The 17,109-nt window shown below is 61.7% G+C and carries 20 protein-coding genes and 1 tRNA gene; 19 read left to right on the top strand and 2 right to left on the bottom strand.

The window, feature by feature from the left end:
- Nucleotides 1–17 precede the first annotated feature (17 nt).
- Nucleotides 18–692: a Fe2+-dependent dioxygenase gene (locus Thiofri_RS14965; RefSeq protein WP_009146940.1), complete on the top strand. Its 675-nt coding sequence runs from the start codon at nt 18–20 to the stop codon at nt 690–692.
- Nucleotides 693–749: 57 nt separating this feature from the next.
- Here the strand turns inward: Thiofri_RS14965 and Thiofri_RS14960 are convergent, their stop codons facing one another.
- Complete coding sequence (locus Thiofri_RS14960; protein WP_009146941.1) at nt 750–1,181, bottom strand: YajD family HNH nuclease; 432 nt, start codon at nt 1,179–1,181, stop codon at nt 750–752.
- Nucleotides 1,182–1,578: 397 nt separating this feature from the next.
- Between Thiofri_RS14960 and Thiofri_RS14955 the strand changes: the two genes are divergently transcribed.
- Nucleotides 1,579–2,994: a form I ribulose bisphosphate carboxylase large subunit gene (locus tag Thiofri_RS14955; RefSeq protein ID WP_009146942.1), complete on the top strand. Its 1,416-nt coding sequence runs from the start codon at nt 1,579–1,581 to the stop codon at nt 2,992–2,994.
- Nucleotides 2,995–3,096: 102 nt separating this feature from the next.
- Complete coding sequence (locus Thiofri_RS14950) at nt 3,097–3,441, top strand: ribulose bisphosphate carboxylase small subunit (RefSeq protein ID WP_009146943.1); 345 nt, start codon at nt 3,097–3,099, stop codon at nt 3,439–3,441.
- A gap of 297 nt (nt 3,442–3,738) precedes the next feature.
- Here Thiofri_RS14950 and Thiofri_RS14945 read toward each other — a convergent pair whose 3' ends face one another.
- Nucleotides 3,739–4,080: a hypothetical protein gene (locus Thiofri_RS14945; protein WP_323705325.1), complete on the bottom strand. Its 342-nt coding sequence runs from the start codon at nt 4,078–4,080 to the stop codon at nt 3,739–3,741.
- Nucleotides 4,081–4,304: 224 nt separating this feature from the next.
- Between Thiofri_RS14945 and Thiofri_RS14940 the strand changes: the two genes are divergently transcribed.
- The 16 genes from Thiofri_RS14940 (at nt 4,305) to Thiofri_RS14865 (ending at nt 17,008) form a co-directional block, all read left to right on the top strand.
- Nucleotides 4,305–6,260, top strand: coding sequence for a CsoS2 family carboxysome shell protein (locus Thiofri_RS14940; RefSeq protein WP_223296657.1), 1,956 nt, complete (start codon nt 4,305–4,307; stop codon nt 6,258–6,260).
- 394 nt (nt 6,261–6,654) lie between these two features.
- Nucleotides 6,655–8,151, top strand: a complete 1,497-nt coding sequence (locus Thiofri_RS14935) for a carboxysome shell carbonic anhydrase (RefSeq protein WP_009146945.1) — start codon at nt 6,655–6,657, stop codon at nt 8,149–8,151.
- A 15-nt stretch (nt 8,152–8,166) separates the two neighbouring features.
- Nucleotides 8,167–8,415, top strand: coding sequence for a carboxysome peptide A (locus Thiofri_RS14930; protein ID WP_009146946.1), 249 nt, complete (start codon nt 8,167–8,169; stop codon nt 8,413–8,415).
- A 29-nt stretch (nt 8,416–8,444) separates the two neighbouring features.
- Nucleotides 8,445–8,705 (top strand): carboxysome peptide B, encoded by a 261-nt coding sequence (locus Thiofri_RS14925; protein WP_009146947.1) that lies wholly within the window; start codon nt 8,445–8,447, stop codon nt 8,703–8,705.
- A gap of 82 nt (nt 8,706–8,787) precedes the next feature.
- The gene (locus Thiofri_RS14920; RefSeq protein WP_009146948.1) at nt 8,788–9,108 is read left to right on the top strand and encodes a BMC domain-containing protein; all 321 of its coding nucleotides are present in this window, start codon (nt 8,788–8,790) and stop codon (nt 9,106–9,108) included.
- A 77-nt stretch (nt 9,109–9,185) separates the two neighbouring features.
- Nucleotides 9,186–9,488: a BMC domain-containing protein gene (locus Thiofri_RS14915; RefSeq protein ID WP_009146949.1), complete on the top strand. Its 303-nt coding sequence runs from the start codon at nt 9,186–9,188 to the stop codon at nt 9,486–9,488.
- 218 nt (nt 9,489–9,706) lie between these two features.
- Nucleotides 9,707–10,186, top strand: coding sequence for a ferritin-like domain-containing protein (locus tag Thiofri_RS14910; RefSeq protein ID WP_009146950.1), 480 nt, complete (start codon nt 9,707–9,709; stop codon nt 10,184–10,186).
- Nucleotides 10,187–10,232: 46 nt separating this feature from the next.
- Nucleotides 10,233–10,523, top strand: a complete 291-nt coding sequence (locus Thiofri_RS14905; RefSeq protein ID WP_223296658.1) for a 4a-hydroxytetrahydrobiopterin dehydratase — start codon at nt 10,233–10,235, stop codon at nt 10,521–10,523.
- 128 nt (nt 10,524–10,651) lie between these two features.
- Complete coding sequence (locus Thiofri_RS14900) at nt 10,652–10,855, top strand: hypothetical protein (protein ID WP_009146952.1); 204 nt, start codon at nt 10,652–10,654, stop codon at nt 10,853–10,855.
- A gap of 67 nt (nt 10,856–10,922) precedes the next feature.
- Nucleotides 10,923–11,990, top strand: a complete 1,068-nt coding sequence (locus Thiofri_RS14895) for a LysR family transcriptional regulator (RefSeq protein WP_009146953.1) — start codon at nt 10,923–10,925, stop codon at nt 11,988–11,990.
- A complete protein-coding gene (locus Thiofri_RS14890; RefSeq protein ID WP_009146954.1) occupies nt 11,991–13,163 on the top strand; it encodes a 5-(carboxyamino)imidazole ribonucleotide synthase in 1,173 nt (390 codons plus the stop codon).
- Nucleotides 13,160–13,720, top strand: a complete 561-nt coding sequence (gene purE / locus Thiofri_RS14885; RefSeq protein ID WP_009146955.1) for a 5-(carboxyamino)imidazole ribonucleotide mutase — start codon at nt 13,160–13,162, stop codon at nt 13,718–13,720. The genes Thiofri_RS14890 and purE overlap by 4 nt, the downstream gene beginning before the upstream one ends.
- A gap of 189 nt (nt 13,721–13,909) precedes the next feature.
- The gene (locus Thiofri_RS14880) at nt 13,910–14,950 is read left to right on the top strand and encodes a type IV pilus twitching motility protein PilT (protein WP_009146956.1); all 1,041 of its coding nucleotides are present in this window, start codon (nt 13,910–13,912) and stop codon (nt 14,948–14,950) included.
- 149 nt (nt 14,951–15,099) lie between these two features.
- Nucleotides 15,100–15,175, top strand: a tRNA-Phe gene (locus tag Thiofri_RS14875).
- A 296-nt stretch (nt 15,176–15,471) separates the two neighbouring features.
- Nucleotides 15,472–16,161, top strand: a complete 690-nt coding sequence (locus tag Thiofri_RS14870) for a DUF1016 N-terminal domain-containing protein (protein WP_051023740.1) — start codon at nt 15,472–15,474, stop codon at nt 16,159–16,161.
- Nucleotides 16,162–16,207: 46 nt separating this feature from the next.
- Nucleotides 16,208–17,008, top strand: a complete 801-nt coding sequence (locus Thiofri_RS14865) for a DUF6946 family protein (RefSeq protein ID WP_009146957.1) — start codon at nt 16,208–16,210, stop codon at nt 17,006–17,008.
- The last annotated feature ends 101 nt before the right edge of the window (nt 17,009–17,109 follow it).

The raw sequence follows: 17,109 nt of genomic DNA, 5'->3' as shown, positions 1-17,109 counted from the left end.
ACCCGAGGTGACCCTCTATGTTGCTGACCATCCCTGAACTTCTTAACCAGGTACAACTCGATAAGCTGCATCAGGTGCTCGAGGGCGCTGACTTTGTTGATGGCAAGCTCAGTGCCGGCTTTGCCGCCGCGCGGGTCAAGCATAATCAGGAGTTGGCAGGCGAGCGCCAGCGCATGGAGCGGCTGGCGCGCATCCTGATGCCGAGCCTCGGGCATCACCCGGCCTTTCGTTTTGGCGCGCTGCCGCATCGGGTGGCGGACTTCATCGTCGCCCGTTATGAGCCCGGCATGACCTATGGCGCGCACATCGATGATCCCATCATGGGAGCGAGCGGGCCGCGCTTTCGCACCGATGTGTCGCTGACGGTATTCTTGAACGCACCAGAGGACTACGACGGCGGCGAGCTGACTATCCGCACCAGCTTTGGCGAGCGAGCGGTCAAGCTGCCCGCCGGCCATGCGGTGCTCTATCCGTCAGCCAGCCTGCATTGGGTCGCGCCCGTCACGCGCGGCCAGCGTCTGGTCGCGCTGACCTGGATTCAAAGCTACGTGCGCGACCCGGCCCAACGCGAGCTGCTCTACGAACTCAACCAGGCACGCGAACACTTGCTCAAAGAGGCACCCGAGGCCGAGCATACCGCCTATGTGGATCGCTCCTACAACAACCTGCTGCGCATGTGGGCGGAGTTGTAGACCCGTTTCAAATAAGCGTTGGATGTTGGGGCGGGCGATGGTCGCGCGGGCTCTGGCTCAGTCATCGCCGGCTGGCGGGTTTTTGAGCAGGCCGGCCAAGGCGTCGAAGGGGCGATGGGTGCTGGGCGGTTTGGTTGCGCTCTGGCCGCTGCTCGGAATGGGGGAGCGTCCGGCGGCGAGTGCGGCCAGATGCTCCTCGAACTTCTGGTGCTCGTTGTCGTGACAGTAGAGGCACAGCAGTTCCCAGTTGCTGCCATCGGGCGGGTTGTTGTCGTGGTCCATGTCCTTGTGATGGACGGTCAGCTCACGCAGGTTTTGCTGATTGAATTCCCGACTACAGCGCCCGCACACCCAGGGGTATAGTTTGAGCGCCTGGGCGCGATAGCCGGCGGCGCGCTCGTCGCTGGCACGCCGCGCGCTGGCGACGATTTGGTCGAGCTTGGCGGTGTCGACGGGTTTGCCGGTCTTGGGGTGGCGGACTTGGCTCATTGCGGGCGCTCCGGAACGCGATCAGGCGGCTGGACTGCCGGTTGGTGGCTGATTGGCTGGTGGCTGCCGTTTGGTGCCTAGGGGCGAAGCTTGCCGGGGGGCAAATATGGCTGTCAAGCCGGTTGCAGAAACCAAGCCTGTGGGTGCCTTTGTTGATGATTGATCAAGCGCATCGGCCGAAAAGCATTGTCCGAAAGCGTCGATTCGGTTAAAGTTCTTGGCCGCATTGAAACCGATTCCCCGTCGGCTGCTGACATCAGCAATCATCTATCGATCACATCAGGAGAATCGATTTTCGTTTAAGTCAGCAGCCGGCTATCCTTATTCCGATTCGATATCTCGGATTTGAGGCGTCGGCAAGCCGAAAGCAGACGCAAACAGACCACAGGAGCTGAGCATGAGCGTAAAAACTTACGACGCCGGTGTAAAAGAATACCGGGACATGTACTGGACGCCCGATTACGTCCCTCTCGACACCGATCTTCTCGCCTGCTTTAAGTGCACCGGCCAGCCCGGAGTGCCACGCGAGGAAGTCGCCGCCGCCGTCGCTGCCGAATCGTCCACCGGCACCTGGAGCACCGTCTGGTCGGAACTGCTGACCGATATGGAGTATTACAAGGGCCGCGCCTACCGCATCGAAGATGTGCCCGGCGACAGCGAGTCCTTCTACGCTTTTATCGCCTACCCGATCGACCTGTTCGAGGAAGGCTCCATCGTCAACGTGCTCACCTCTCTGGTCGGCAACGTTTTCGGCTTCAAAGCGCTGCGTCACCTGCGTCTGGAAGACATCCGCTTCCCGATCGCTTACGTGAAGACCTGCATGGGACCGCCCAACGGCATCCAGGTCGAGCGCGACAAGATGAACAAATACGGCCGCCCGCTGCTCGGCGCGACCATCAAGCCCAAGCTCGGTCTGTCAGCCAAGAACTACGGCCGTGCTGTCTATGAGTGCCTGCGTGGCGGTCTGGACTTCACCAAGGACGACGAGAACGTCAATTCCCAGCCCTTCATGCGCTGGCAGAATCGCTTTGAATTCGTCGGCGAGGCCATCCAGTCCGCTCAGCAGGAAACCGGCGAGCGCAAAGGGCATTACCTGAATGTCACCGCCGCCACGCCTGAGGATATGTACGAGCGTGCCGAGTTCGCCAAAGAATGCGGCGTGCCCATCATCATGCACGACTTCCTGACCGGTGGTTTTACAGCGAATACGGGTCTGGCCAAGTGGTGCCGCAAGAATGGCGTCCTGTTGCACATCCATCGCGCCATGCATGCGGTCATCGACCGTCATCCCAAGCACGGTATCCACTTCCGCGTGCTGGCCAAGTGCCTGCGCCTCTCGGGTGGCGACCATCTGCACACCGGCACCGTGGTCGGTAAGCTCGAAGGCGACCGCGCCTCCACTCTGGGCTATGTCGATCAGTTGCGTGAATCTTTCGTGCCCGAGGATCGCTCGCGCGGTATTTTCTTCGATCAGGACTGGGGTTCCATGCCTGGCGTCTTTGCCGTCGCGTCCGGTGGTATCCACGTTTGGCACATGCCGGCGCTGGTCACCATCTTCGGCGACGACTCGGTGTTGCAGTTCGGTGGCGGTACTCAGGGTCACCCCTGGGGCAACGCGGCCGGTGCCGCAGCCAACCGTGTCGCGCTTGAGGCCTGTGTGAAGGCGCGCAACGAGGGCCGCGAGCTGGAGAAAGAAGCCCGCGAGATCATGACCGATGCCGCGCGTCATAGCCCAGAGCTGGCGATCGCGATGGAGACTTGGAAGGAAATTAAGTTCGAGTTCGACACCGTCGACAAGCTCGACATAAGCTAATTTTCTGCCGGTTCCGTCCATGTTCAGCGCGGGTCACCCAGGTGGCCGCGCGCTGGTCGCGAAACCTTAGCCGCTGACCCCAATTTTCAGAGGATGCAAGCCATGCCTTTCCATAGCGTTCAAGGCGACTACCAGACCAAACAAACCCTCGAGACCTTCGGCTTCCTGCCGCCCCTGACCCAGGACGAGATCTACGACCAGATCGCCTATATCATCGCTCAGGGCTGGACCCCGGCCATTGAGCACGTTCACCCCAGCAACTCCATGAAAGACTACTGGACCATGTGGAAGCTGCCGTTCTTCGGTGAGACCGAGCTGGCCAATGTCGTCAATGAGCTTGAGGGCTGCCACCGCACCTATCCCGACCACCATGTGCGCCTGACCGGGTACGACAGCTACACCCAGAGTCAGGGTTCCTGTTTCGTGGTGTTCCAGGGTCGCGGCTGATCTGTCACGGAGCGGATTGTTTCGGCCTGTCCGGTAGCGCGCGGTGCTGACCGCCTGCTGCCGCCAGCCTGTGCATGCCGCCGATGCCGATCACCGCGTTCCCGATGTTCGAGCACCTCGCCGGAGGGAGCCTTGGCATACCGGATGATCGCCCGTCCGAGCGCTACCTGAGCCTGAATCTTGGCTCTGAGACCGGCTCGGAATTGCAGACACAGAAAACGGATACCACGATGGCAAGCAAAGCGAACCTGAAAACCAGCGGTCGCGAGGCCGCTCTCGCCCGACGCCGTGCGTTGTCTACCGGCGGCAAGCCACAGGCAAGCTCGGCAAGCGCCGAGCGCCGTCGCAGCGGCCCGGTGCGAGAGCCTGCGAATTCTGGGGCCGGCGCATCGCCGCGTCCGGCTTCCAGTTCCGGGCTTGGCGCTGCGCCCCTGTCTCAATCAGGTCCCAAATCAGGTCCCGAATCAGGGCCATGGTCGAGCCAAGCACAAGGGCAGCCGCGGACAGCGTCAAGTGGAGCGCGTGGCCGGCCGCCGTCGGGTCGCCCTTCAGCGGCGCGCGCCCGTCGTGAAGCTTTGTCCCGCCAGGGCCGTCGGGCAGTCCGGGCAAAGGATCGGGTTCGCTCAGAAGAAATCGCACGGATGTCGTCCTCGGCAACATCTGCTGCGGTGCCAGCGTCTTCCGGATCTGCCGCGCCAGCAGCCAAAACTCAGCCGGCCAGCAGCAAGATTCCGGCTCAAGATGCGTCCAAGGAAAGCGCGTCTCGAACCAGCGAAGGGCGCATCGGGTTTGGTGCCAGGCTGGGAAATGGATCGCGCGTCAACCGCCGTGACACTGGCCTGGGTGTTAAGCCAACTGGGCGCATGCTGTCACTCGCCCGTCGCGCGGCTCAGTCCGGACGCGGCAAGGCGGCCACAAACGCGCCCACGTCCGCAGCGAGTCTGGCGCGCCAGGCAAACCCCAAACTGTCTGGTCGGGAGCTGTCCCAGCGGGTGCGCGCGCAGCGCAGCCACAATGGTGGCGCGGGTGAGCGCAAATCAGCGCCTACCGGGCGTATGCGCCAGAACCCTGCGGCGCGCGGTGCCGAGGACCAGCATTGGAAGGTCGGCGCCAGCGAGACCGCAGCCGGGCAGACTGTGACCGGCACACGGGTTGGGCGCAGCGTCAAGACCACTGGTGATGAACCTAGTACCTGTCGCGCCGTCACTGGCACTGAGTACATGGGCGCGGATATCTTTCGCGAATTTTGCCACAGCGAACCGCAGCGGAATGTCCCCAAGGTCGGTGTCAGTCCCTCGGGTCTCGGTAATCGAATCACCGGCAATGAGGTGGGCCGCTCCAGCCGTGTTACCGGCGATGAGCCCGGCAGTTGCGAGCGCGTGACCGGAACCGAATATCTCTCTCCAGCGCATTTTGAGGCGTTCTGCGACCTCCGCCCAGGGTCCGATGCGACCCAAGGCAGTGGCCGTCGCACCGGTTTGGCCGCGACACGGGGTGGGCAGTCAGTCTCTGGCACAATGGTCGGCCGTTCTGGTGGTGACCGAGCTGGCGCTGATCGCGCAGCAAAGGTGACCGGTGATGAGCAAGGCGCCAGCGTCAAGACGACCGGCACCCAATACACCAATGTGCAGAGCATTGCCGAAGGGATTCCATCGCATCAAGGCGGCGGTCGTTCGGCGGTGGCAGGGCAATCCAAACACAAGGTTCCAGAAAGGGCGGCTCCGGCAAAGGTGGCTGTGTCTTCCACGCTAACGGGAGGCCGTGTGACCGGCACCCTGGTTGGCCGTTCGGCACAGGTCACCGGTGACGAGCCTGGCAGTTGTCGCGCAGTAACAGGCGATCAGTACCTCTCAGGTGAGCAGTTCGAGAGCTTTTGTGACGCGCGTCCCGAGCCGGAAGCGGCCAAGGTTGGTGAGTCTCTCACAGCGCTGGGACAGCGAGTTTCAGGCACTCAGACCGGGCGTTCCGGGCGGGTGACTGGCGATGAGCCCGGTACTTGCAAGGCAGTGACTGGCACACCCTATGCCGGCATGGAGCAGGCAGAAGAGTATTGTGCGCCTGCAGCGGCGCAGGCAGCGCGCGAGCGCATGCTGCCCATGGCGCGACGTGGCGCCGGAATGACAGGGCAGGGGCCTGGCGTCGGCGGCAGAATGACGGGCGATAGCCGCGGTGCTTGCGAACCCCTAACCGGCACGCCCTATCTGGGCGCTGATCAGCAGGCTGCGGCTTGCGAGGATGGCGGAGATTCCCAACTGAAGCGCGGCGCAATGGCGGCCACGCCCGACGAGCCCGACTTTCCGCAGGCGCTTACCGGTGCACCCTGGCAACAGTTCAGCGTGAACTCGCCAGCGCGTGTGGCCGATCATCAGCGTGCGGCTCGCACCGGCGCGGTGACAGGCACCAACAGCGAGGGCGGCGGGCGGATCACCGGACCCTTCGGCATGGCAACTGGCAAGATCACGGGTACTGAGGAATTTCGCTTTGGCGCTGCCAAGCATGGTCCGCGCGCGAATGCCGGGCCGGTTGCTCCCGAGGGCAAGCCGGCGGTATCAAGCGCGAGCCGGGTGACCGGCGAGGGCCAGTCCGCGGGGCTGAAAATTACCGGCGACGATTGGGACAGGGGCGAGCATGTCACAGGAACAGAAGGCGCCTGGGCAAAAGGCCGCAACCCGACCCGACCCGGTCCGATGACGGCCATGCAGCGGCCTGAGCGCAAGCGCAACGAGGAGACACCTGTCCCTGTCAGTCGCGTGACTGGTAGCAGCGGCAGTACCGACCGTGGCTCGCTGATCACCTATTCTGGCGGGGCTCGCGGCTGAGCCCGGTACCGGGCCAGGCTAACGGATTGATGCCAAGATGCTAGGTCGTCACCGACAATCGCCGCGTTCGCTCGGGCTTGCTGTTGCTCCGGCAGCCGGCCTTGCTGGCAGAGGTGCGCTCGCGCGCACGGGCCAGGGCGCCGGCGCGCGCGAAAGGTTGTCGGCGGCTGTTGATGAGTCCGGGTCTGACGCAGGGCTTAAGCAATCAGCGAGTGCGGCGCCGCGCGGGCGCGAAGCGCAGGAGGCCGCCCGACGCGCGGCAGCGGGGCGTGAGCGCTCGTCAGCGGCGGTGAGGCGCACGTCCAAGGCACCGTCGCACAGCTTGCGCTCGGTGCGAAAAATTAAGGCCAAACAGCGCACAGGGGCTCCCGATGGCTTGACCTCAGATGGCTTAATGTCGGGGGGCCGCCCTGGCACCCAAAAGGCGCGTTTGGGCGGGGATCTGAGCAGCCGGCAGCCTGCGTTTAACCAGCGCCTGCATCCGCTCACGGATGTGAACGCCAATGCGCGCCTGTTCGACTATGAAGCACGGGTCAAGGAGTCCTTTGATCGCATCGTACCTGTGCTCAAACAGGTCGCAGCCATGCAGTGCGAGCCGCGCTTTGAAGAACGGGCGCTTGAGCTGATCCACTCGGAACTCGGCTATGAACTGCCGCACGAGGAAATCAATCACGCCTGGGTGAGCGGGCTGGATATGCGGCGGCTGTTTGCGATGTCGGTGTTCAAGACCTATCGCCGCATCAGCGATGAGTTCTATACCCATGATCCGCTTGGCGGGCGCGATCAGCAGGCCTTTGACAGTTTTTTGCAGGACTGCGGTTTTCACCTGCTCGATGTCACGCCCTGCGCGGACGGACGCCTGGCCCATGCCATCAGCTATGTGCTGCGTTTGCCCTATGCAGCCGTTCGACGCAAGTCCTATGCGGGTTCGCTGTTCGATGTCGAGAACACCGTGCAGAAATGGGCCGAGACTGAAATGCTACGCTTCCGGGAGGGACGCCCAAACACGGCCGATGCGCCAACCCGGTACCTGAAAACGGTCATGTACCACTTCAGCTCGGTCGATCCGGCGCACCAAGGCTGCGCGGCGCATGGCTCCGATGACGAACTGGCCGCACGCGCTGGGCTGGAACGCCTCCAGGCCTTCCAGCAGGCGATTGAGAATACCTATTGCTGTGGCGCCTCGGTCGATCTGCTGTTGATCGGGCTGGATACAGACACGGACGCCATTCGCGTGCATGTGCCTGACCGCGACAGTCGCATTGATCTGACCCGCTGGGTCGACGGCCACAAGCTTTACGAAATTACGCGCGGCATGGCGCCGGAGCAGGCGCGAGCGCATATTCTCGAGCTGGTTCGCGCACATGCAGCCGAGCAGTCGCGCAGTACCGGTGGCGATGCACCGGCAGAGGGGATGCTCAGGCTGATCGCGCAACTGATCGAAAACAACATCTCGCAGATTGATTATGTACGCGCCTACCATCAGGGCGGCTATGCGGATATTGGCCATGCCGAGCGCTTTATTGGCGCGGGCATTGGTTTTGAGGAAATTCAACTGCGCAATCTGACCTATTTCGCCTATCTGGCGACGGTCGAGGAAGGCGCGGCGGATATGGATGTGGGTATCAAGATTTTCTCCGGGCTCAATGTGAGTCGCGGGCTGCCGGTTCCGGTGATTGTGCGTTACGACTACCACGGTGGCGTGCCTGGCGCGCGTGAGCGGGCTGTTGCGCACTGCGAGCGTATCGCCGCTGCGCTGAAAGCGCGGTACCCCAAGCTGTGCGCCGATGGCCTGCTGCACTGTCTGCGCGCTGTGCGCGACTGCGATGCCGGTGCGCCAATCGAGGTTGTCGGCTGTTCGCTCCAGACCCAGGCCGCAGCGGCGCACTGAGCGGGGCGAACAGACATGAAAATTTGTCAGGTGCTCAAGCCATTGGTATCGACCAATCGCATTTCCGGATTTGAGCACAAGCATTTGCAGGTGGTACTCGACGGCAGCAGCAAGATGGTCGCAGTCGATGCCGTCGGCGCGGTGCCGGGTGACTGGGTCATTTGCGTTGGCAGTTCGGCGGCGCGCGAGGCCGCAGGTAGCAAGGAATATCCGAGCGACCTGACCATCGTTGGCATCATCGATGACTGGCAACCGGAGACCTGACCCGGCGGTGCGGGTGTGGTAACTGGTTCATGGATATTTTTCAGGTGGTCGACACTCTGGTCTGTACGCTGAGAGTGTCCGGTTTGGATCATTGCAGCCTGCGGGTGCTGCGGGATGCCAAAGGCAAGTTGCAGGTCGCGACCGATCCGGTCGGAGTGCGGCCGGGAAATTGGGTATTTACGGTAAACGGCTCGGCTGGTCGCTATGCGATGGGTGATGCGAAAATTCTGACTGATCTCACCATCGGCGGAATTATCGATGACTGGGATAGCGATGCGGCCCCGGTATAGAACCTGGTTTCGGCAACAGGTTTGGCAATAGTTTCGGCCCAGTCAAATTGACTCGGGCGAGTTGAAACGAGGAGACATTGAAATGGCAGGCGAGAACCACGGTATCGCGCTAGGCATGATCGAGACCCGGGGTCTTGTGCCAGCGATCGAAGCGGCCGATGCGATGACCAAGGCGGCTGAGGTCCGGTTGGTCGGACGGGAATTTGTCGGTGGTGGCTATGTCACCGTGCTGGTGCGCGGTGAGACCGGCGCCGTGAATGCCGCCGTGCGCGCCGGGGCGGATGCCTGCGAACGGGTTGGTGACGGTCTGGTGGCCGCACACATCATTGCCCGTCCGCATCCCGAGCTGGAGCCGGCACTGAAGGCAAGCGGCAGTTTTCTGTCGGGGCAGCAAAGGCGATAAAGCCTGGCTGCTGGTAAGCGGCACCTAACCGCAATTTGTAAGCTTTTCTTTTGAGCGTAGATAGACGGAGAAACACAATGGCGAACGAAACCATGGGTATTGCTCTTGGCATGATCGAGACGCGCGGTCTGGTACCGGCCATCGAGGCGGCTGATGCGATGACGAAGGCAGCAGAAGTGCGTCTGATTGGTCGTGAGTTTGTTGGGGGCGGCTATGTGACCGTGCTGGTGCGCGGTGAGACTGGCGCTGTGAATGCCGCAGTGCGCGCTGGCGCGGATGCCTGCGAGCGCGTGGGTGACGGCCTGGTGGCTGCACACATCATTGCTCGTCCGCATCGGGAAGTCGAACCTGTCTTGCCGACTGGCGGCGCTGCGGCCTAATGGCCACCGGAGGTCCATGTCAGACCTCTATCTGATTGGTTTCGGCCGCTGCGGTGGCGGGTGTTGCTCCAGGAGGACGGCCCGCCAGCGCATTCGTTTTAAGAAACCATTCTCTTGGGAAACCACTTCCTTAAGAAACTATTCCCTTAAGAAGCCACTCCCTTAAGAAATTACTCCCTTAAGAAATTTCTCAGAGAGTCATTCAGGTCAGCAAACAAATGATGCACCAGCCAGGGGTTCATCCCCGCACGCTCGGGTATCTCGGACGCGCCTTGAGTCTTGAGTACTCAGCCGTGCAGCAGTACATGACCCAGGCCGCCCTGACGGAAGCCTGGGGCCTGCGCGAGGCGGCGGACCGCTTTCGTGCCGAGACGGTCGAGGAAATGCGCCATGCCGAGCGCATCGTCAAGCGTATGCTCGGTGTTGGTGTCGTACCCAATGCATCCCAGTTGCGCCCGGTCGCCGTGGCGGACAGCCTGGTTGGCTTGCTGCAACAGGATGCCGTGCTCGAGGCCGAGATCGTGGCGCTTTATGATGAGGCCACCCGTTTTTGTCGCAGCATGGGCGAGATGGAAAACGCCGAATTCTTTCAGGGACTGCTAAACGACGAAATGGCCCACGCCGAGGAAGTCGACACCTGGCTGAAGACTCTGGGAGCGGGCCAGCATCAGGGTTGGAATGAACGCGCCTACTTCTGAGTCCGGTTCTGGGACTGATTCTGGGCCATTGGGCTCTGACAAACCCTTGCGCAATGAATCGCATAAGGGGGAATCACACGAGGGGCCGGGCTGGCATGGCTGGACCCGACGGGAGCGCCCCTTGCGCTTGGAGCGACGTCTGGAGTTCCCTGACTATGAAGCCACCCGGGTGTTTCTGGAACAGGCCGGGGAGCTGTCAGAAGCCATGGATGTGTACCCCAATCTCAGTTTCGGGCGAACCTATGCCAATCTGACAATTTTCGCCGATGAGGACTCCGGAGAGTTGACGGCACAGGCGCAAACTTTTGCCGAACGCATTGAGCAACTCCTCGGTTAGGCCGGGTTGGGCTGGCCGATGTTTTTCTGCCAATCATCATCCCCAGCCATTGCCTTTCCAGCATTTTTCTATCCCACCAATTTCCCATCAATGGGTGCGCGCGAGTTGCGTATCCCGAGGTGTCTGCCATGTCAGAGAACACTGGAACAACGCCCGCAGCGACTGACACCGCCACGCGTCAGAGCCCTGCCAAAAGCAGTGCGAATTCCCCGCGTCGTAAGACGGCAAGCGCGGCGCGCAGTGCTGCCAAGGCGGATGCAAAGCACGGGCCGGCGCTGAATCCCGCACGCGCGGATGAGTTTAGTGCGGGTGCGCGGGTGTGGCCGGACTGAGCGCGGCGCCCGTGTCAGCGCCAGCGCCAGTTGTTCGCTGGCGTCATTGATGCCAGCAAAATCACAGATGAAAGGCACCCTGTCCGAGAAGGGCTTGGGCAGCGCGGGGGCCGATTATCTGGTCCGCCACTGCACCCTGCGCCAACTGCAACTGCTCGAGGCCATTGTGCGTCTGGGTAGCTTCACGCGTGCAGCCGAGGAATTGTTTCTGACGCAGCCGACGGTGTCGATGCAGATCAAGAAGCTGTCCGAGTCTATCGGCACACCGCTTTTTCATCATGTCGGGCGCACGGTCGAGCCCACGGATGCCGGGCGCGAGGTTTACGCGGCCTGCCGTGGTATTCTCAACGGCCTGGCCAATCTCGAGACCAAACTCTCCGATCTCAAAGGCCTGCGCCGAGGCCGGTTGCGTCTGGGCGTCATCACCACTGCGACCTATGTGGCACCGGAAATTCTTGGCGCTTTCTGCCAGCGTTACACCGGCATTGATGTGTTCTTGAATGTGACCAATCGCGATCAGCTTCTTGAGCGTTTATCGGCCCAGGACGATGATCTCTACGTCATGGGACAGCATCATGATCTCGGCCAGGAAGTGCAAGCGGTTCCCTTCGCGCCCAATCCACTGGTGATGATTGCCCGCAGCGACCATCCGCTGGTCGGGCAGCCGCGCATTCCCATGAGCCGCCTGGCGGAGGAAGATCTGCTGCTGCGGGAACCAGGCTCCGGTGTGCGCGACGCGGTGCTCAAGCACTTTGCCGCTGCCGGGGTCGAGCCCCGGGTGCGCATGCAGCTTGGCAGTAGCGAGACCATCAAGCATGCCATTCTTGGCGGTCTGGGGATCTCGGCTCTGTCCCTGCATTCAGTGCGGCTCGAAAGCGGGGGCGGGCGCTTTGCGGTGCTCGATGTCGAAGGCTTCCCGATCCGCCGGCGCTGGCATCTGGTCTACTCGCGCTCGCGCGAACTGTCACTGGTGGCGCGCACTTTTCTTGATTTCGCCATCGCCAGCGAACCCGACATCCGCGCCCAGCTCAATGAAGCTATGACCGCCCTAATGCGGGTTTCTGGCGTTTTTCTGTCGGCCTTTGACGATTTCGATGTCGCCAAGCCGGAACCAGCCGTTGCGATGGGTGCCTGAATGACCGCGCGCTCCGACCAGGACAGCTTCCCTTACCCCGTCGCGCGGATAGGTATCATCGGCGGCGGGCAGCTTGGGCGCATGATGGTGAAGGCTGCAAAACAGCTTGGCTGCACCTGTACCGTGCTCGATCCCACGCCAAATTCGCCCGCTGGGCAGGTGTCTGGGCACCAGATCGTTGCCAATTACCAGGATGCGGCAGCCCTGCGAGAGCTGGCCGAGTCTTGTGATCTGACCACCTTCGATCTCGAGAATATCGACAGCGCCATCCTGGCCGAGCTAAGCCGCGAGGGGCGACCGATCTTTCCGCATCCTGATCTGCTTGCGGTGGTGCAAGATAAGCTGCGCCAAAAAGAGGTATTAGCTGCCGCAGGTATCCCGGTGGCAGCATTTCGCTCCATGCCTGAGCCCGATGCCGCGCTCTGCGCCGAGTTTGGTTACCCGCTGGTGCAAAAGGCCAGGCGCGGCGGCTATGACGGGCGCGGGGTTGCCGTGCTGCGCGGGCCGGAGGATTTCGCCAGCCATCTGCCAGTGTCCTCGCTGATCGAGCGCTTTGTGCCCGCCGCCAAGGAACTCGCGGTCATGGTGGCGCGCGCTCGCGATGGCGACTGCCGCAGCTATCCGGCGGTGGAAATGCGCGTTTGTCCTGCGCAGAACATTCTCGACCAGTTGCTGGCTCCGGCGCGCATTTCTGGCGAACTGGCCGCTGCGGCCGAACAACTCGCCATCCGCACCGTGCAGGCGCTGGATGGGGTGGGGATTTTTGGCATCGAGATGTTTCTGACACCAGAAAACGACCTGCTGGTCAATGAGGTCGCGCCCCGCACCCACAACTCAGGCCATTACACGATTGAGGCATGTGTCACCGACCAGTTCGAACAACATCTGCGCGCCATTGCCGGTCTGCCGCTTGGTGCGACCGACCTGCTGTGCCCGGCCGCCATGGTCAACCTGCTCGGCGCGCCTGGTCATCATGGGCGCCCGGTCATCAAAGGGTTGCGCGCCGCGCTGGCGATCCCCGGTGTGTCGGTGCATATTTACGGCAAGGCGGCGACCCACCCTTATCGCAAGATGGGCCATGTAACCGTGCTTGATACCGATCTTGAGCAGGCGCGCTGCAAAGCCGAACAGGTGCGCGAGCTGATCGAGATCACCGGAGAGGATCATCCATGACCCCAACCCATCAATCAGCCCATCAATCAGCCCAGGCCAGCCAACCCAGGGTTGGCATCATCATGGGGAGCGACTCGGATCTGCCGGTAATGCAGGCCGCAGCCGACCTGCTGGCCGAGTTTGCTATCCCTTTTGAACTTACCATCGTCTCGGCGCATCGCACGCCACGGCGGCTGTTTGATTACGCCACAAGCGCAAGCCAGCGCGGCCTGGAGGTGATCATCGCCGGGGCCGGTGGCGCGGCGCATCTGCCCGGCATGACCGCAGCCATGACACCGCTGCCGGTCATCGGTGTGCCGGTCAAGACCTCGGCGCTCAGCGGGCAGGACTCCTTGCTGTCCATCGTGCAGATGCCTGCCGGCGTGCCGGTGGCGACTGTGGCCATCAATGGCGCGCGCAATGCCGGTTTGCTGGCCGCGAAAATGCTCGGCATTGCCGACCGGGGCATTCGTGCGCAACTGGAGCACTTTGCCGAGCGCATGGAACAGCAGGTTCTCGCCAAGGCTGCGGCGCTTGAGGCCGGCGGTAACACCAGCACCCATTCGCCCTCGGGGTGAACCAACCCGGCAGAATTTCCGCAAGCAGGCTAGAATCCAATTGCAGACGAGTTGGCCGGCGGCGACTGTGTTGGTTCCAGGAGATAATCCGGAGGCAGCAAGCGAGTAACCTGGGTCCACTCGCCACTGAACACCGACCACTGAAATGGTTCGCCCCAAATTTCTTGTCATGCAGCAGCGGAGTTCCTCATGGACATTGCCGAGCTTCTGGCCTTTAGCGTAAAAAACAAAGCCTCGGACTTGCACCTGTCCGCCGGTCTTCCGCCTATGATCCGTGTCGACGGCGACATGCGGCGGATCAATGTCGCGCCGCTTGAGCACCGTGCCGTGCATGCGCTGACCTACGACATCATGAACGACAAGCAGCGCAAGGACTACGAGGAGTTCTTGGAAACTGACTTTTCGTTCGAGATTCCCGGCGTGGCGCGTTTTCGTGTGAATGCCTACAACCAGAAGCGCGGCGCGGCGGCGGTGTTCCGCACCATCCCGTCCGAGGTATTAACGCTTGAGCAGCTTGATGCGCCATCCATCTTCAAGGAAATCGTTGATGTTGCGCGCGGCTTGGTGCTGGTGACGGGGCCGACCGGCTCTGGTAAGTCCACCACCCTGGCGGCCATGGTCGATTATCTGAACAAAAACCGCTACGAGCACATTCTCACCATCGAAGACCCGATTGAGTTCGTGCACACCAGCAAGCGCTGCCTGATCAACCAGCGCGAAGTGCACCGGGATACCCTGGGTTTTAGCGAGGCGCTGCGTTCGGCGTTGCGCCAGGACCCGGACATCATTCTGGTCGGTGAGCTGCGTGATCTCGAGACCATCCGGTTGGCACTCACGGCGGCCGAAACTGGGCACTTGGTGTTTGGCACCCTGCATACCAGCTCGGCGGCCAAAACCATCGACCGCATCATCGACGTCTTTCCCGCCGCCGAGAAGACCATGGTCCGTTCCATGCTCTCGGAGTCGCTGCGCGCAGTGGTGTCTCAGACGCTGCTGAAAAAGCCCAACGGAGGTCGGGTTGCCGCGCACGAAATCATGATCGGCACACCAGCCATTCGCAACCTGATTCGCGAGGACAAGGTCGCGCAGATGTACTCGTCCATTCAGACCGGTCAGGCCCATGGCATGCAGACGCTCGATCAGTGCCTGCAAGAGATGGTGCGCAAGGGCCTCATCAAGAAGCATGATGCGCGAGGCAAGGCGCATAACAAGGAGATCTTTAGCGGCTAGGGGCCCCAGAATCGGCCCCATAGTTCGTGTAGCGGCCAAAATCCGCTCGAATCCATTGCCGGACCTTGACCAGAAAGACAAAAGGCGTTGTAATAGGCGGCTTAGGTCGCGGCACACTTCTCCCAGTGCCCACCAGTCAATTCTCCTTAGCCCAGGTAGCTCAGTTGGTAGAGCAGCGGACTGAAAATCCGCGTGTCGGTGGTTCGATTCCGCCCCTGGGCACCAAACTCTGGCACTTACGCCACCTCTGGGCATCATCCAGAATCAAAGGTGACGAAAACCTGACTTCACCCCTTAAGCACGCTGACCGCCCGCCGAACAGTCTCGGGCGCTAAGTGGGCTTGCGTCTCTGTCGTGGTGACCGAGAAATGCCCGGAAGGTCGCCGATTTCTGCCCGCAGAACCCCGGCTGTCGTCAGCCAAGCCGCGCAAGTCTCCATCAGAAAAACCGGGTCCATTTGGCCGAAAACACCGATTCCAGACTCGATTCTTTCGATCTAATCGACTGAGTCAAAGAGAACCATGATCACAGGTGAACTCAAATCCAAGGTCGACCGTATTTGGGACACCCTGTGGTCTGGCGGTATCTCCAACCCGCTTTCGGTCATCGAGCAGCTCACCTACCTGCTGTTCATCAAACGCCTGGATGAGCTGCACACCTTGAGCGAACGCAAGGCCGCGCGCACCGGCAAGCCTATCGAAGAGCCGATCTTCTCGCCGGACCAGAGCGCCCTGCGCTGGTCGCGTTTCAAGGAGACCGCCCCGGAGACGATGTTCGAGACGGTGCGCGACAGCGTCTTTCCCTTCATCAAGACGCTCGGGCGCAACGGCGGGCAGGCCAACGCCGCTTATGGCGATCAACTGATCAAAGAACTGTCCAAGCGGCTCGGGGACGAGTTCGGCAAGGGCTTTTCTATTGCCAACCTCAAGAATTTCCGCAAGTTCTATCTGACCTTCCCCGAGCTGCAAAAAGGCTACGCACTGCGTAGCCAATTGAGCTGGAGCCACTACCGCCTGATCATGCGGGTCGAAGAGGCCGAGGCCCGCGACTACTACATCCGCGAGGCCGCCGACCAAGGCTGGAGCAGCCGGCAACTGGAGCGCAACATCCGCAGCGGCTGGCATCGGCGCCTCCCCTCGACCTCCAGCACCGCTTCGCCACCATCGCCGGATCAGTCGAGCGCCAGAAAATCCGCCTGCGCGCCCACCTAGCCGAGTTGGATGCCCTGTTTGCGTCTTTCCAAATCCGGCGCCTTCAATGGAGAGCTTTGATCGAGTGATGAGATTTTTCTACAACCAAAAATCTGTCACACCGGGTAACTGGCTGGCCGAATACAAGGATTCAGAGTTCAACTCGCCGACCAGATCGACGGTTCCTCTGCTCGACGCGCTGCGGCAGGAACAGCCGCCCGTGTTCCTGTGGGAATTGCTGAAAGCATCCGGTTTGAACCCCGAGGCGACCGACCTCCATCTCGAATATCAGGTTAAGCCCAGCCGTGGGCGAGGCCAGGCGTCCCATACCGATCTGATGGCGATTGAGGCGGCTCCGGCGAATCGGGCTCTCGCGGTCGAGGCCAAGTGGACAGAGCCGCGTTACGAGACGGTTTCCAAGTGGTTGGGAGGCGGAACGGCACCTGAAAATCGACGCTTGGTCTTGCGCGGCTGGCTCGACCAGATCGAATCTCATGCCGCTGGAACGATAGCGACCGACGATTGCGGCGAGCTGATCTATCAAATGGTGCATCGGGCTGCGTCCGCTGTATCCGCCAGCGGCCCCGGCGGTCATCCGGCGATGGCTTATCTGGTTTTCCACGATGGGGATGCGGGCCACCTTGATGATTGCCGGTCTGATCTGTGTAGACTTCGGTCAGCCATCGGCAAGGTCGAGGGCTTCCCGTTTTTCCTCGTATTCGTCCCGCTCCACGAGACCGACGCATTTTGCAAAGTGAAGGATCTCAAAAAGGGAGACGCGGAGACAGGCAGAGCCGTCCGGCAGTCCTTGGCCCAAGGCAGCCTACCCCTGTTCCGCTTTGGCAAGCCACATATCGAGCGAATTTGAATTTGTTGCAAGGCGCAGGGCGGGAAAGCGAACCGCATCCAGCAGCCATTCGCTAAAGCGCCTTCCGTCCCGAGTTCCGTGTTCCACCTCTGTTGACATGC

The organism is Thiorhodovibrio frisius (assembly GCF_033954835.1).
Classification (GTDB): Bacteria; Pseudomonadota; Gammaproteobacteria; order Chromatiales; family Chromatiaceae; genus Thiorhodovibrio; species Thiorhodovibrio frisius.
Note: the sequence above shows the minus strand (reverse complement) of the source record. Positions and strands in the feature narration are given on the sequence as shown.